The sequence below is a fragment of the Acinetobacter sp. YH12201 genome (assembly GCF_013418145.1).
Taxonomy (GTDB): Bacteria; Pseudomonadota; Gammaproteobacteria; order Pseudomonadales; family Moraxellaceae; genus Acinetobacter.
Genome location: NZ_VPCP01000073.1, coordinates 1 through 15,486, shown reverse-complemented (window position 1 = coordinate 15,486; position 15,486 = coordinate 1). Strand labels below are relative to the sequence as shown.

Here is a 15,486-nt window from a genome sequence, read left to right as displayed (position 1 = left end):
ATATGGGTGAATTATAGCAAAATAAAGCACTGTAATAAAGGCGATATTTGATTTTTTATGGCTATCGCCACTCGCTTATATCCCCCACCTGACTGTCGGTGGGGGTCTTACGCTCGATGAAGATAAAGCCGACAAGGAATATCGAGATCAGTGTAAATACTATGGCGTTGAGGTTGATAAGAATTTACTAAACAAACCAAAAGAAGCAAAACTAAGAAAGCATTTAAATTCTTTTAAATATGAAAAATACCCTTTCATGAAAAAAGTTACTAAATGTTCACCACAGCTTGCTATTAAGCAACTAGGCAATGCTTTTGATCGGTTTTTTAGTGGTCAAAGCAAATACCCTAAGCCAAGAAAAAAAGGCAAAGATGACCGCTTTTCATTATCAAATGATCAATTCAGCGTAGATAATCAATCTATTAAAATCCCCAATTTGGGTTGGGTTAAGATGACGGAGGCTTTACGCTACAAAGGTAAAATCTTGTCAGCCAAAGTGCTTAAGCATGGTGGTAAATGGTTTGTGTCAATTGCTGTTGAGTTGTCTCAAATTGAAAAACTCAAACCCAAAACAGGCTTGTCTATTGGTGTGGATTTAGGGGTTTCTAGTCTTGCCACCCTCTCAAATGGAGAGATCATTCCATCATCAGCACCACTTAAAAGACAAATTGCAAAACTAAGACGACTCAATAAATCTTTTAGTCGAAAGAAAAAAGGTAGTCAAAATCGAGAAAAAGCAAAAACCAAGCTTTCTCGCTTGCACTACAAAATAGCCTGCCTTCGTAAAAATAATCTTCATCAGGTCACAACCGATTTGGTTACACGTTTTGATGTGATCGCTATCGAAGATTTAAATGTTAAAGGCATGGTGAAGAATCGAAAACTCGCAAGAGCCATATCTGATATGGGTTTCTGTGAGTTTAAAAGACAATTGGTTTATAAAGCGAAACAGCACGGTAAATCTGTATTGTCCGTTGGTCGATTCTTCCCAAGTAGTAAAATGTGCTCTTGTTGTGGCGAATTAAATCAATCTCTCACACTTTCAATTCGTGAGTGGAAGTGTTCTATTTGTCACACTGAGCAAAATCGAGATATTAATGCAGCAATTAATATCTTAAACCATGCGGATAAGGATTTAATTGCTGCTTAGGTGGTGATTAAGGCGGTGAGTTACACCGTGACAGCCTATGGAATTGAGGTAATCCCAAGAGCAAATGCTTTTGGTTCTTGATGGCAAAGTAGGAATTAAACATCAAATCGACATAAGTAGGTTTGAGTAGGTTTTAAATAACGGTTTATAACAATTTGTTAGGTAATGATCAATTATCTTAATTGAGCGTAAGACCCCCACCGACAGCCAGGTGGGGAATATAAGCGAGTGGCGTAAGCCATAAAAAATCTAATATTTTTATTGCTTATTTTTAATACAATAGAAACATTTTAATTCTTTTTTAAACAATGCTTTAATGAGGATTTCACAACAATATAAATTCAGGCTTTTGCCTAGCCAAGAACAGGAAATATTGCTTAACCAAGCAATAGGTTCTGCTAGTTTTGTGTGGAATCAAATTCTCGCTAAATCATTTTAAATGTTCGCTAAAGATGAATTTATTCGCTACGAAGCAGAAAGCAAGTGAAATCCGTGAGGAAGTCACCTAAGAGCTTTTGCTTTTAAAATCCCTGAGAAACGAGTTTCGCAAGGAGCTAGTCTAAAGTGGTGGGAATAGTCAAACATCTAAATTTAGATCGGTCACTGCCCCTTTTTCAGCACCTGTGGTCAATTTGGCAAACTTCGCCAAAGCTCCATAGCGATAATTCGGCTCCGGCTTGACCCAAGCCGCTTTACGCTCTGCCAGTTCTACATCGGAAATATGCAGCGTCATTTCACGGGTTTCGGCATTAATGGAAATTTTATCGCCATTTTTCACCAGACCAATCGGCCCGCCTTCATAGGCCTCCGGAGTGACATGACCTATCACAAAGCCATGGCTTCCACCTGAAAAACGGCCATCGGTGAGTAGCGCCACAGATTTTCCTAAGCCCTTACCAATAATGGCCGAGGTCGGTTTCAGCATTTCCGGCATGCCGGGTCCGCCTTTCGGCCCTTCGCCACGAATCACCACCACTTCGCCTTCCTGCACTTCACCATCCAAGATGCCGCGCATGGCGCCAATTTCGCCTTCGAACACGCGTGCCGGACCTTCAAAATACAGACCTTCTTTACCGGTAATTTTTGCTACGGCACCGGTTGGTGACAAGTTACCTTTTAACACCACCAGATGAGAGTCTTTTTTGATCGGTGCATCAAAGGGTAAGATAATTTGTTGCTCTTCCGGATAGTCTTCAACATCAGCCAGATTTTCCGCCAAGGTTTTACCGGTTACGGTCAAGCAAGAACCATCCAGCATGCCGGCATTCAGCATGCGCTTCATTAAAGGCTGAATGCCACCAATCGCAATCAGTTCCGACATCAGATATTTGCCTGATGGACGCACATCCGCCACTACAGGAATGTCCTTACCAATCCGCACGAAATCGTCCAGAGTCAGTTCCACCCCTGCGGTATGCGCCATAGCCAATAAATGTAAGACACCATTGGTTGAACCGCCCAGAGCGATCAGCACTTTAATGGCATTTTCAAATGCTGCCTTGGTCATGATGTCACGCGGTTTAATGTCCAGACGTAGCAGGTTCATCACCGCTTCGCCCGCACGCAGACAGTCAATTTTTTTCTCTTCTGAAACTGCTTCCTGCGCCGATGAACCCGGTAAACTCATGCCTAAGGCTTCAATTGCGGAAGCCATCGAGTTGGCTGTATACATGCCCCCACACGAACCTGGTCCCGGCAATGCAACCTCTTCAATCTGTTTCACTTGAATTTCGTTAATTTCACCTTTGGCATGCTGACCTACCGCTTCAAAAACTGAAATCATGTCGGTATGGCCGGCACCCGGTTTAATCGTCCCACCGTAAATAAACAAACCCGGACGGTTTAAACGCGCCAGCCCCATGATACAGCCTGGCATATTCTTGTCACAGCCACCAATTGCAATCACGCCATCATAAGCTTGACAACCCACCACCGCTTCAATTGAATCGGCAATAATTTCACGGGAGACCAGTGAGTATTTCATGCCTTCCGTACCGTTTGAGATCCCGTCAGAAATGGTAATGGTATTGAAGATAATCCCCTTGCCATTTGCGGCATTCACGCCTCTTTCCACTTCACGCGCCAAGCCATCGATATGCATATTACAAGGCGTGACATTGGCCCAGGTTGAGGCAATGCCAATAAAAGGACGGCTAAAGTCTGCATCTTTAAAACCGGTAGCGCGCATCATGGAACGTGCCGGCGCATTTTCAATGCCTTCATAGACAGGAGCTGAATGCTCACGGATATTATCTTTACTCATTGGTTTCTTCCTTGGCGATGACTGATTTTCAGCTTCAGTCTTTGGCAAATTATTCTGCATTTATTCTATAGAAATAAAACAGTGCAATACAGCAATTAACTATTTTCTGACATTTGATATTCACAAAAAGTAGGTCTGCAAGGCCAGATCAAATCCAATAACTGTTGATTTCGTACAGCCTCCAATTATGTGTATTATCTACTTTTCATTGTGTAGGCAAACTTTACTTTTGATGGGCCAAAAGTAAACAAAATCCCTTTGTTTGCCCGATATGGCATCCCTGCCATACGGACAAACGTGCGAAATCCTGTCGCATTCCACATATCAACATTTTTCTGAACTTCTATGTTTTGATACTAATAATAAAAAAGCACCCCATCTGGAGTGCTTTTTATCAGTAAGAATCTAAAGCTTAGATTTCACGTACCGCACCTTTTGCCGCACTGGTGGTATGCATGGCATACGCTTTTAGTGCTTTAGAAATTTTACGTGGACGCTCTTCCACCGGATGCCAGCCTTTGGCTTCTTGCGCTTCACGGCGAGCTGCCATGGTGGCTTCATCCACAGCCAGGTTGATGGTACGATTTGGAATATCGATTTCGATTAAATCACCATCTTCAACCAGACCAATGGCACCGCCTTCAGCCGCTTCAGGTGAAACGTGACCAATCGACAAACCTGATGAACCACCCGAGAAACGGCCGTCAGTCAGCAAGGCACATTCTTTACCTAAACCTTTCGATTTCAGGTAACTGGTTGGGTACAGCATTTCCTGCATACCCGGACCACCACGTGGACCTTCGTAACGAATCACGACTACGTCACCGGCTTTAATTTCATTACCCAAGATCGCCTCTACCGCAGAATCCTGGCTTTCAAATACGCGGGCAGTACCGTTGAATTTCAAAATTGAATCATCAACGCCGGCAGTTTTGACGATACAGCCATCCAGTGCGATGTTGCCGTAAAGCACGGCCAAACCACCGTCTTTCGAGAATGCATGTGCTGCATTGCGAATCACGCCATTTTCACGGTCACCATCTAAACGCGAATAGTAACGGTCTTGTGAGAAAGCAGTTTGTGTTGGTACGCCGCCCGGTGCCGATTTAAAGAATTGGTAAACCTCTTCATTTTCAGTCCGGATGATGTCCCATTTGTCCAAAGCATCTTTAAGGGTTGCTTCGTGGACAGTACCCACTGAAGTATCCAGTAAGCCAGCACGATCCAGTTCACCTAGGATCGACATAATACCGCCGGCACGATGTACATCTTCCATATGCACATCATTTTTCGCAGGCGCAACTTTACACAGTACTGGCACTTTACGAGATAAGCGGTCGATGTCATCCATGGTGAAATCAACACCTGCTTCGTTTGCAGCAGCCAACAAGTGCAGTACGGTATTGGTTGAACCACCCATGGCGATGTCCAGCGTCATGGCATTTTCATACGATGCTTTGGTGACCATTGAACGTGGTAAAACGCTGTAATCGTCCTGTTCATAGTGGCGTTTAGCCAATTCAACAATTAACGAGCCTGCACGTTCAAACAGTTTTTTACGATTGGCGTGGGTTGCTAAAGTTGAACCATTACCTGGAAGAGACAGACCCAATGCTTCGGTTAAGCAGTTCATTGAGTTGGCAGTGAACATGCCTGAACATGAACCACAGGTTGGGCATGCAGAACGTTCGTATTCAGCCACTTCTTCGTCGGTATAGTTGTCATCTGCCGCAACAATCATGGCATCAATCAGGTCAATAGCTTTGTCGTTGCCGCGGATTTTCACTTTACCCGCTTCCATCGGACCACCAGATACGAATACCACTGGAATATTCAGGCGCATCGCTGCCATCAGCATCCCCGGGGTGATTTTGTCACAGTTGGAAATACACACCATGGCATCGGCACAGTGCGCACTGACCATGTATTCCACCGAGTCGGCAATCAGGTCACGTGAAGGCAGTGAATACAGCATGCCATCATGACCCATCGCAATACCGTCATCGACGGCTATGGTGTTGAATTCTTTGGCCACACCACCTGATGCTTCAATTTGACGAGCCACGAGTTGACCAAGGTCTTTTAAATGAACGTGACCTGGAACAAATTGTGTGAATGAGTTGACGACGGCAATAATTGGCTTGCCAAAGTCTTCATCTTTCATCCCAGTTGCGCGCCATAAGCCACGCGCACCCGCCATGTTTCTTCCGTGTGTCGATGTTTTTGAACGATAGTCAGGCATTGTGTTATTCCAACAAAGTTTGTGCTTGAGTTGAATGAGCTCATTCACTCTGGCGAAATCTTACAGATCGAGAGCATGAAATCAGTCGAATTTCCAACCTATCATACACCAAGCCATTGTTTTTCAAGATGGCATTTTCATCTTAGATATGGGTAGATGGGTCTATAAATTGAACTTCGTGATTTGACGACAAAAATCTTTAACTGAAATCTACTATACCGCCATCCCCAGCCAGACAATGCAAAACTTTCATGAATAATTTTTAAATTTTGCATAAGTTTTTTTTATAAAAATAGGCTTCTTCGGTCTGTATTCAGACGCAATTTAGGTGAATAAATGCTTTTGCCTTATAATAGACATCACGTTTATTTGGAAGCTTTTGTGTGAAAATCATCTTTGCGGGTACACCAGAATTTGCAGCCACTGCATTGGCTGCACTGCTTAAAACCGAACATGACATTGTTGCGGTCTATACTCAACCGGACCGCAAAGCTGGACGAGGACAAAAACTCACGGCTTCTGCTGTAAAGCAGCTGGCTTTAGCCAATAATGTTCCGGTCTACCAGCCGCTTCATTTTAAATCTTCGACTGAAGAAGGCTTGGCCGCACAGGCAGAATTAGCCGCTTTAAATGCCGACGTAATGGTGGTGGCCGCTTATGGCTTGATTCTGCCGCAAGTGGTACTCGATACACCTAAATATGGCTGTCTCAACATCCATGGTTCACTGTTGCCACGCTGGCGTGGTGCAGCGCCGATTCAGCGTGCCATTGCCACAGGCGATACTGAAACTGGCGTGACCATCATGAAAATGGCGGCGGGTCTGGACACCGGTGACATGATGTTTAAAACCATCTGTCCTATTGAAGCAAGCGACACTTCTGCAACGTTGCATGACAAACTGGCTGAACAGGGTGCAAGTGCCATTGCAGCTGTTTTAGCGTCGGAAGAAAAACTGCAACACTACCTGGCGACCCGTGAAGTGCAAGACGAAGCATTGACTGTGTATGCTCACAAGCTTTCCAAAGCCGAAGCAGAAATTGATTGGTCTACGGATGCCATACAGATTGACCGTAATATCCGCGCCTTTAACCCGTGGCCTGTGGCATTTATCGTACTCGACGAGAAAAACAACTTGCGGGTGTGGAATTCCAAGTTATCTCATACTACTGCGGAAAATGCTCAACCGGGTGAAATCATTGCCATTGATAAAGATGGCGTTCATGTTGCCTGTGCAAATAACACGGTCATCACACTGACTGCTTTACAATGGCCGGGCGCTAAACCGCTTAACCCTGTACAAATTTTACAAACCCAAAAACTGACTATTGGACAAATTTTATAATGAAGCAATCTCCCAACGCCTCAGCCAAAAACCTTAATTTACGTGCTCAGGTGGTGAAGACGTTATTGGCTGTCCAAAATGGTCAATCGCTGCAATCTGTGCTGGCGCAGCAAATGAACATCGTGTCAGACAAAGACCATGCTTTGTTCCATGAATTGGTACTGGGTTGTTTACGTCAATGGCATGCATTGAAACAACTGACTTTACCATTACTCTCTAAACCACTGGACAATCAAGTGGTTGAAACTTGTTTGTACCTTGGTTTATATCAATTGCTGTGCACCCGAGTGGCTGCACATGCCGCGATTTCTGAAACCGTTGAAGCGACCAAACAATTGGGGATGGAAAGTTTAAGTGGCGTAGTGAATGCGATTTTACGTCGTGCCACCCGTGAATCTGAGCAGTTCTATGACGTGCTTGAACAAGCGACGAATTTACCAAGCTGGTTGTCTAAACGTCTGAAAAAAGACTGGGGCGATCAATTTGCTGAACTCAGCTATGAGCTGAAACAGGTTGCACCCCTGACTTTACGCGTTAACACCCGTCAGGTCAGCCGTGACGAATATCTCGACATTCTTGAAGATGAAGGCATCGATGCACATCGCTGCGAAATTTCCGAAGTCGGCATTGTCATGGACGAAAGCCTGCACATTCCAAGTCTGCCGGGTTTTGAAGCTGGCGGTTTCTCGGTACAGGATGAACATGCCCAGCTGTGCGCTACTTTATTGCCGAACTTGAATGGCAAAATCGTGATTGATGCCTGCGCGGCACCAGGCGGTAAAACTGCGCACATTTTAGAGAAATATCAGCCGAAAAAACTGATTGCCCTTGATCAGGATGAAAAGCGCTTAAAACGTGTTTCTGAAAACCTGGAGCGTTTGGTTCTCGATGGCAAACATGTCGAAATTGTCAGCGCAGATGCCGTAACCTGGACGGCACCTGAACCGGCTGATTGCATTGTTTTAGATGCACCGTGTTCAGCGATTGGGGTGATGCGCCGTCATCCAGACATCCGTTTACTGCGTCAATCAACTGATATTGCCAAAACAGTCCAACTGCAAAAACAGATTTTGGACAACATGTGGCAGCAACTGAAGGTTGGTGGCACCTTGCTTTACATCACCTGCTCGATTTTAAAAGCAGAAAATGAACAGCAAATGGTCGAGTTCTTCGCCAACCATCCAGATGCCAAAGAAATCAAAATTGAAGCCGACTGGGGCATTGAACAAATTCATGGTCGTCAGCTGTTACCGAAAGCAGGTCAAGGTGATGGCTTCTTCTATTGCCGTATCCAGAAAATAGCTTAACTACATAACGGCAATACAAATCAAAAAGGTGGCTTTTAAGCCACCTTTTTTTTATAGCTAAATACTAAATAAACTATCACAATGTTTTTTGAATAATTCATCAATGTCTTTGATTCGAAATTTATTTCTAATCGACTTTACTCGTGACCACATTTTTTCAATAGGATTTAAGTCCGGACTATATTTAGGAAGCCACACAATGTAATGGCCTGCACAACGTACCAACTCCTGAAGCCTTTTCCCTTTATGAAAGGTCGCATTATCCATAATTAAAACACTGGTTTCTTTCAGCTTGGGCAATAAATCCTGTTCAATCCAGCATTCAAATACCTCGGTGTTAACTGAACAATCAAATACTCCAACTGTAAGCAATCTATTTTCGATTAATGCACCGATCGCATTGCTACAATTTTTTAACTGCCAGTTAAATTCAGCTTCAGCCCTCATTCCTTGAGGGCTATAACTATGCAATCGCGTGCTTTCACTTTGAAAACCACTTTCATCGATATACACCAGCGGTAATTGTTGTTCTAAACACTCAATCAAATTTTGAAATTGCCAGCGTTGATTTTGATCTGCTTTAGGGTGCTTTAACGTCTTTTTTTACGTGATATTCCTGCGGTATGTAACGCATTAAATACAGCATGAGTACTGACACCAAAACGTTCTGCCCGTTCACTAATGTAATCATCAGGATATTGTTCAACATCCTTCAATATTTGCTCTTTGCTGATTTTAGCTGGACGACCGGGAATAGGTCTGTTCTCGGTCGATTTTTTCCATAGTTGTATCGTACGCGTGCATACTCCAAAATGCTGAGCAGCTTTACGTACTGACAGTTGATCTCTTGCCATAATTTCTATGACTTTATCTTTAAAATCTTTTGAATATCCCATGTCTTATAGTGTATTAAATATTTGAGAACTTAGCTATATTGAGGTATGCCATGCTGCCAGAAAGATCACTGCAAATGCGATCCAGACTTGCGGTAGCACAAGGTTGGGCAACAGCATGCTCCATTCAAGACATAAGTATTCAAGAAACAAGAAAGCCATTATCATCAATGATAATGGCTTTCTTTTGCAACAGTATGAACTGAAGTATTTAGGGATTTAAAGCGTATGTTGGTCTTTCACTTCTTCCAGCACCTCATCCAGTTCTTCCGGATGTTTCATCAAGTGTAGAATAGATAACACCAATCCGCCCCATAAAAACAGCATCGAGATAATCATCATGACAATTGCTGAAGTATTCATGTTTATTCTCCTAGCGATCTTTCATTCTGGCTAAAACAAACGCCACCACAGCACAGAAAATCACACAGCCCCAGCCAAACAGCCACTGCATACTGATACTATAGTCACCATAGCCTTTTAATAACAAGTTATAAATGGTCATGGCCAATGTAATCAATAAAATCAACGAGGTAATGACCGTTAGGGTAAAATCCCAGCCTTTGCCTAAATGCACGGTTGAAATGGCATTAACGTGATTCCGGATCTCAAGCAAAGCTGAACGCTTAAACCAGGCAATGCTGATAATTGAAATTAATGCACCACCAATAATACCGATGTTATTGATGAAATGGTCAATGATATCCACCAGTTTAATCGAATTGACACTGGAGAATAAAACGATAGAAACCAAAGCACTACCGCCACCAACAATAGTAACCGCTTTCTTACGGCCCCATTTCAGCTTGTCCATCATGGCAGAAATTGGAACTTCCAAAATACTGACCATCGATGAAATACCAGCAACAAACAATGAGGTAAAAAACAGGATACCAAATAAATCCGCACCAGCACCCAGGCTGGAAATGATTTTAGGGAAGGCAATAAAGGCCAGCCCGATACCACCACTCACCACATCCTGTACATTGCTGTTCGAGCTATACGCCATGAAACCCAATGCGGAAAAAATACCAATACCGGCCAGAATCTCAGTTGATGCATTGGCAAAGCCCACAATTAAACCTGAACCAGTTAAATTGGTTTTCGGCTTCAGGTAAGACGCATAGGTCACCATGATCCCGAAACCGACGGATAATGAGAAGAAGGTATGGCCATACGCCGCCAGCCATACTTTATAGTCCATCATGGCTGCCCAGTTCGGGGTAAAGAAGGCATTCAAACCTTCCACTGCACCCGGCAAACGTAGGGATTGAATCACTAACAGGGTAAATAAAACAAACAGTAACGGCATGAAAATCTTGTTGGAAAGTTCCACACCCTTTTTCACCCCACCATATAAAATGATTAAGGTCAGTACCCAAATTCCGGCTAGGGGCCAGAAAATATGACTGACAAAACGGGGATCAAAACCTGTTGCCTCTGAAGTCTGCAAATAGGTTTTAAAGAAGAACCCTTCCGGGTCGCTGCCCCACATTTGACCAATCGAGAAATAAACATAACTGCCTGCCCAAGTTAAAACACTGGCATAATACAAGCCAATAATGATACAGACACTGACTTGCCACCATCCCAGGGTTTCGCCTCCCCGGAACAATTTACGGTATGCTTTCGGAGGCGAGCCACTGCTACGATGCCCGACCGCATAGTCCAGAAATAACAGCGGTAAACCCGCAGTAATTAAAGCAATCAAATAAGGGATAAGAAACGCACCACCGCCATTTTCATAGGCAACGTATGGAAAGCGCCAAATATTACCTAAACCGACCGCCGATCCGATAGCGGCAATAATAAAGCCCGATCGTGAGGTCCAGTTTTCACGAGAATCTGTCATACAACACCTAAACCTTCGGTATCTTCAGTTGCTGCTTGTTATCGGGTTTATATCGCAAGCAAAAAAAGTACCATTCAAAAATAATTCTTGTGTCTGATTTAGAGGTCACCTTTTGGGTGCAGTATTCTAAATTGCAAACAGATCAGTAAGGATCAAATTTTGCTTAAAAATGTTGATCAATACTCATCCTTTATATGAACTTAACAATACTCACTTTTATAAAAATTTTCTGTAATTTATTTACCAAACATTTCATTTTTATAATCTGTTGAGTTTGAATGCTCATTTAATCGGCTTATTTTTAATCTCTCTTTATTATTGAATAATAAACTTTTGGGAATACATAAATTACATATAAAAACCTGAAGTTATCTTAAGATGCTTCAATCTACTTATTTATGGTTCTGGAATAACGATTTAAAAATTAAATGCCGCATGGCTTTTTCAACTCGTATGCTAAAGATGAGAGATAAATTTCCTGTAATTTTGAGAAACAACAACAATGCAATTTTTTATCATTCACTATATGATGCGCTGAGTTTAAGTCTGTATCTGCTGCATTTAAGCCACAAAAAGATTTTCCAAAAATAACAGTTCACATCACTTCAGGATTTTTATGCAATCACTTAAAATTCTTTGCTTAGCCATAGGACTGGGCGCATTCAGCTCCACCCAAGCCGATGTTATTGCAGTTAAAGGCAATATTGATTACTGGCACTACAGCACCGATGTAACTCAACCGGCATCTTCGCTTCCACAAACACAACTTGAAGATGATCATGCGCTGTCATTCTCGGTTGCAGTAGAACATCCGGTGCCATTTTTACCCAATGCAAAAATTAAGCATAGTCATTTACAGGCTGACAGCGATCAAAGTTTTGAAGGTGTAATAAAAAGCCATCAAGTCGACCTCACTTATACAGATTTCATTCTCTATTACGAAATACTGGACAATATTGTCGATGCAGATGTCGGCTTTGGAGCTAAACGTCTAAGCGGAGATATTCTGCAAAACTATACCGACACATTAGATGTCAGTAGTACGCTACCGATGCTTTATGCCCAGGCCGGGGTAAACCTGCCCTTTACTGGCTTAAGTGCAAGAGTTGAAGCCAGTTTTGCTGCACTGAATGATGAACAAATTAGCGATGCTCAAGCAGAACTCAAATATAACTTCATCGATAACCTCTTAGTCGACGTAGGTGCCAGAGTTGGGTATCGCATTTTAGACATTCAGCTGGAAGAAGGTTCAAATGCAGAAACCAAACTTAAATTTAAAGGCCCTTATCTGGGCATAGAAGCACATTTTTAAAGCCATACTTGTAGGCTTTCGCGTACATGGACTACAGAAAATGAAGGCTAGGCATGCGGCAGCGTTCAAATTATAGTTAACCCATACCGAAACAGGATGTTTCTAAAACAACAAGAATAAAAGTACAAAACAGCAGGATGCTAAATAGATCAAGAGTAAATTACTATAAATAAAAAATATAGACAAATATATATAAACAATCTAATATTGGGATATATTTGATAGTTTTTTTAATTATGAATAATCTAGTAACCGAGCTTAAACGCATCGAACAAGACCTTGCTAATTTTGTATCCCCTGAAAACAAAGATGGCTTTGTTAAAGAGTTTGCATCTTGGGTATATGCTGAATGGTCAAAAAATACTTTTTATGACCATTATTATGTTGATGTTGGATATGACTGCTCTTCCCACCCCGAAGCTACCAATAAATTGCTTGCTGATGAGTGCCGAACCTATGCGGAATTTATTAATGCAAATACAGGTGTATCAAAATGCACTTTTGTTTCAGGGCATGGCATGGCTTGTGAGGAATATTCAGACAAGCTTCAAGAGCTTTTTGGTGATGCATGTTCAAAAAAACTAGATGAGTTAATTGCACTATATGGACTAGAAGTGCCCGATAAATATAAAAAAAATGCTGAAAATATCAGTGAATTAATTTTTCATGAAGTGGTTGATTATAATAAAGATTCAGAACTTCATGATGTTTGTGAAAATATTTTATTTAGATTTAATCAGTTGGGTGTTGAGCAAGAACCCTATGCTTGCTCTCTGTGTGGTTGGGATGAAGTGAATGATGCGCCAATATATGGTGATGAAGCGGTATTTAAGGACTATAGCCTAGAAGACTTTAAAAAATTAGCGGAGATTGAATAATGTACTCTCCTGCTAAATTTGGTGAAATGATTGGAAAATCAGTTAAAACACTACAGCGATGGGATACTGAAGGTACTTTGGTTGCGTGTCGAAATCCCAAAAACCGTAGGTATTACACACATGACCAATATCTTGAATATATTGGGATAAAAGCTACGGAAGATAAATCATCAGTAATTGTATATTCAAGGGTATCGAGCGCAGCTCAAAAACCTGATTTAGCAAACCAAGTTTCAGCGCTAGAAACTTTTTGCACAGCCAATGGGTATGCGATTGATGAGTGGGTGTCTGAAATTGGTAGTGGTTTAAATTACAACCGGAAAAAATTCAACAAGCTTTTCTTGGATATTGAAATGGGTAAAGTTTCAATGCTGATCCTTGCTCACAAGGATCGCTTGGTGCGGTTTGGTTTTGAATGGTTTGAGTCCTTTGCTGATAGACATGGTTGTAAAATTATTATCATGAATCAAGAATCTCTCTCCCCAACAGAAGAAGTAACCCAAGATTTATTAGCAATTATTCATTGTTTTTCTTCACGCCTGTATGGATTGAGAAAATACAAAGATAAGGTTAAAGAATTAGTGAGTAGTAAGGAATAACTCTTTGAAGCTAACACGCATTCATCACTGTAGAAACTTGAACAAGGAAAAGTACAAGCAACTTGAGAAACAAGCTGTATTACTTGGTCATGTTCGTAGTGAAGTTTGGGCGAGATATGGTGCTATTGCAGGGTTAAGTATTAGCGACAGAACCATTCGTGATGCGTGGATGAAAGAAGGTCGTAACTTCGGTGTTTCAGCAAATGCCTGGAAAGAAACCTTACGTGACTGCATGGGTGATATTAAAGCCTTTCGTGAGGCTTCAAAAGAGAAAGTAAAACAAGCGATTCGCAAAAGAACGACTTGCGACAAAGAGCTAAAAAGACTTTATACCTTGCTTAAAAAAGACGAATGGCAGGAAGATAATTTCCTGCATCGTCAAATGCGTAAACACTTTAGGCATGGTGTAAATCACACGTACAATCAAATCATTGTACGTGCTGATATGTGTAAGACATTTGAGTTAAACGGTCAATGTTGGCTCAAAGTACCAAGCCTAGTTTCTCGCCAAACGATTAAAATTCCATTGAATACAACAATGGAATTTGCACCAATAGGCACACTCAGAATCATTCTTAAAAACGGCAATATTGAGGTTCATTCAACCTATGATGCCGTTGAATCTCAAGATTGCGGTCAAGCAACTATCGGTGTTGATAAGGGTTATTCAGAAGCCTTTGTTGATTCTGATGGTGAAGTGTATGGTCAAGGTTTGGGTAAGCTAATTTCAAGTGAATCTGACTACTTGAATCAAAAATACAAGAACAGAAACAAGCTCAGAGCAATCGCTAAAAATAAACCTCATAAAAAAGCCCAAATTGAGCTAAATAACTTGGGTCGTAAGAAATTGGATAGACGACAAGACGCTCAAAAATCCAAGTTAAAAACACTTATTTTTACAGCAACTCATAAGCTCGTTGATAAAGCGAAATTGATTGTTGCGGAGGATTTAACTTCTCCAATTCAAAGTAAACGCAACTATGGTAAAAATACCAATAGACGCTTAAATACATGGGTTAAAGGCTTGTTAGCTGATGCCCTAACATCTGTATCTCACCGTAGAGGTTCTACGGTACATCTAGTTAATGCTGCATATACTTCGCAATGTGATTCTTTTTTACATGGGCTGCTAATTGGCACACGTAAAGGAGATCGCTTTCACCGTTTTAATGGGGAGGTTGTGCAAGCTGATTGGAATGGTGCGAGAAACGTACTTGCAAGATTAAATGACACTGAGATTAGTCGTTATACGCCTTACAAAACCGTAAAGCGCATATTGCAAGAACGGACTGACCGCTACAAGTCGGAACTGACCGACTTAGGCTCTAGTTACACGCTTGGCGACAAGACATTAACAGAGTGCGAATTAGTCCTTGACTATGTTTGACTACATTTTAAGGAACAGTGATATGTTTAACCCATACGAAAAAGCCTCGACATCCTGTCTGTCGGGGCTTTTTTATGTCTGCATATATAGCATTTTTTATTCTTGGTTTTTAAATTTCGTTAATTCTAGGCATAAAAAAAGCCCCCTCGTTTGAGGGGGCTTTTTAAGGAATAATGAGCTGGCGATGACTTACTCTCACATGGGTAATCCCACACTACCATCAGCGCTAAGAGGTTTCACTTCTGAGTTCGGGAAGGGAT

13 protein-coding genes and 1 pseudogene are annotated in these 15,486 nt (G+C 41.8%); 8 read left to right on the top strand and 6 right to left on the bottom strand.

What is annotated here, in order from left to right:
- Positions 1 to 34: 34 nt before the first annotated feature.
- Positions 35 to 1,150, top strand: a complete 1,116-nt coding sequence (locus tag FTU91_RS13000; RefSeq protein WP_320159619.1) for a transposase — start codon at positions 35 to 37, stop codon at positions 1,148 to 1,150.
- 316 nt (positions 1,151 to 1,466) lie between these two features.
- Positions 1,467 to 1,586 (top strand): annotated as a pseudogene (locus tag FTU91_RS12995) (helix-turn-helix domain-containing protein); the annotation flags it as partial.
- A gap of 141 nt (positions 1,587 to 1,727) precedes the next feature.
- Here the strand turns inward: FTU91_RS12995 and ilvD (FTU91_RS12990) are convergent.
- Together ilvD (FTU91_RS12990) and ilvD (FTU91_RS12985) are read right to left on the bottom strand one after the other, a co-directional pair.
- Positions 1,728 to 3,413, bottom strand: a complete 1,686-nt coding sequence (gene ilvD / locus FTU91_RS12990; RefSeq protein ID WP_086197811.1) for a dihydroxy-acid dehydratase — start codon at positions 3,411 to 3,413, stop codon at positions 1,728 to 1,730.
- A 412-nt stretch (positions 3,414 to 3,825) separates the two neighbouring features.
- Positions 3,826 to 5,655, bottom strand: coding sequence for a dihydroxy-acid dehydratase (gene ilvD, locus FTU91_RS12985; RefSeq protein WP_180082387.1), 1,830 nt, complete (start codon positions 5,653 to 5,655; stop codon positions 3,826 to 3,828).
- Between the two features lie 383 nt (positions 5,656 to 6,038).
- Here ilvD (FTU91_RS12985) and fmt point away from each other — a divergent pair, with 383 nt between their 5' ends.
- Together fmt and rsmB are read left to right on the top strand one after the other, a co-directional pair.
- Entirely contained in the window at positions 6,039 to 6,998 is a 960-nt protein-coding gene (gene fmt / locus FTU91_RS12980; RefSeq protein ID WP_180082385.1) for a methionyl-tRNA formyltransferase, read from the top strand.
- Positions 6,998 to 8,305, top strand: coding sequence for a 16S rRNA (cytosine(967)-C(5))-methyltransferase RsmB (gene rsmB / locus FTU91_RS12975; RefSeq protein ID WP_180082383.1), 1,308 nt, complete (start codon positions 6,998 to 7,000; stop codon positions 8,303 to 8,305). The genes fmt and rsmB overlap by 1 nt, the downstream gene beginning before the upstream one ends.
- Before the next feature lie 57 nt (positions 8,306 to 8,362).
- Here the strand turns inward: rsmB and FTU91_RS12970 are convergent, their stop codons facing one another.
- The 4 genes from FTU91_RS12970 to FTU91_RS12955 all read right to left on the bottom strand — a co-directional run bounded on the left by FTU91_RS12970 (position 8,363) and on the right by FTU91_RS12955 (position 11,050).
- Positions 8,363 to 8,851, bottom strand: coding sequence for an IS630 family transposase (locus FTU91_RS12970; RefSeq protein WP_180082389.1), 489 nt, complete (start codon positions 8,849 to 8,851; stop codon positions 8,363 to 8,365).
- A gap of 44 nt (positions 8,852 to 8,895) precedes the next feature.
- The gene (locus FTU91_RS12965; protein ID WP_180082381.1) at positions 8,896 to 9,201 is read right to left on the bottom strand and encodes an IS630 transposase-related protein; all 306 of its coding nucleotides are present in this window, start codon (positions 9,199 to 9,201) and stop codon (positions 8,896 to 8,898) included.
- 216 nt (positions 9,202 to 9,417) lie between these two features.
- Positions 9,418 to 9,561: a methionine/alanine import family NSS transporter small subunit gene (locus FTU91_RS12960; RefSeq protein ID WP_086197760.1), complete on the bottom strand. Its 144-nt coding sequence runs from the start codon at positions 9,559 to 9,561 to the stop codon at positions 9,418 to 9,420.
- Between the two features lie 10 nt (positions 9,562 to 9,571).
- A complete protein-coding gene (locus FTU91_RS12955) occupies positions 9,572 to 11,050 on the bottom strand; it encodes a sodium-dependent transporter (protein ID WP_086197762.1) in 1,479 nt (492 codons plus the stop codon).
- Between the two features lie 616 nt (positions 11,051 to 11,666).
- Between FTU91_RS12955 and FTU91_RS12950 the strand changes: the two genes are divergently transcribed.
- The 4 genes from FTU91_RS12950 to FTU91_RS12935 all read left to right on the top strand — a co-directional run bounded on the left by FTU91_RS12950 (position 11,667) and on the right by FTU91_RS12935 (position 15,226).
- Entirely contained in the window at positions 11,667 to 12,362 is a 696-nt protein-coding gene (locus FTU91_RS12950) for a TIGR04219 family outer membrane beta-barrel protein (protein ID WP_180082379.1), read from the top strand.
- A gap of 236 nt (positions 12,363 to 12,598) precedes the next feature.
- Positions 12,599 to 13,240 (top strand): hypothetical protein, encoded by a 642-nt coding sequence (locus FTU91_RS12945; RefSeq protein WP_094069339.1) that lies wholly within the window; start codon positions 12,599 to 12,601, stop codon positions 13,238 to 13,240.
- A complete protein-coding gene (locus tag FTU91_RS12940; protein WP_180082377.1) occupies positions 13,240 to 13,839 on the top strand; it encodes an IS607 family transposase in 600 nt (199 codons plus the stop codon). Before FTU91_RS12945 ends, FTU91_RS12940 begins: the two co-directional genes overlap by 1 nt.
- A gap of 4 nt (positions 13,840 to 13,843) precedes the next feature.
- Positions 13,844 to 15,226 (top strand): transposase, encoded by a 1,383-nt coding sequence (locus FTU91_RS12935; RefSeq protein WP_180082375.1) that lies wholly within the window; start codon positions 13,844 to 13,846, stop codon positions 15,224 to 15,226.
- The last annotated feature ends 260 nt before the right edge of the window (positions 15,227 to 15,486 follow it).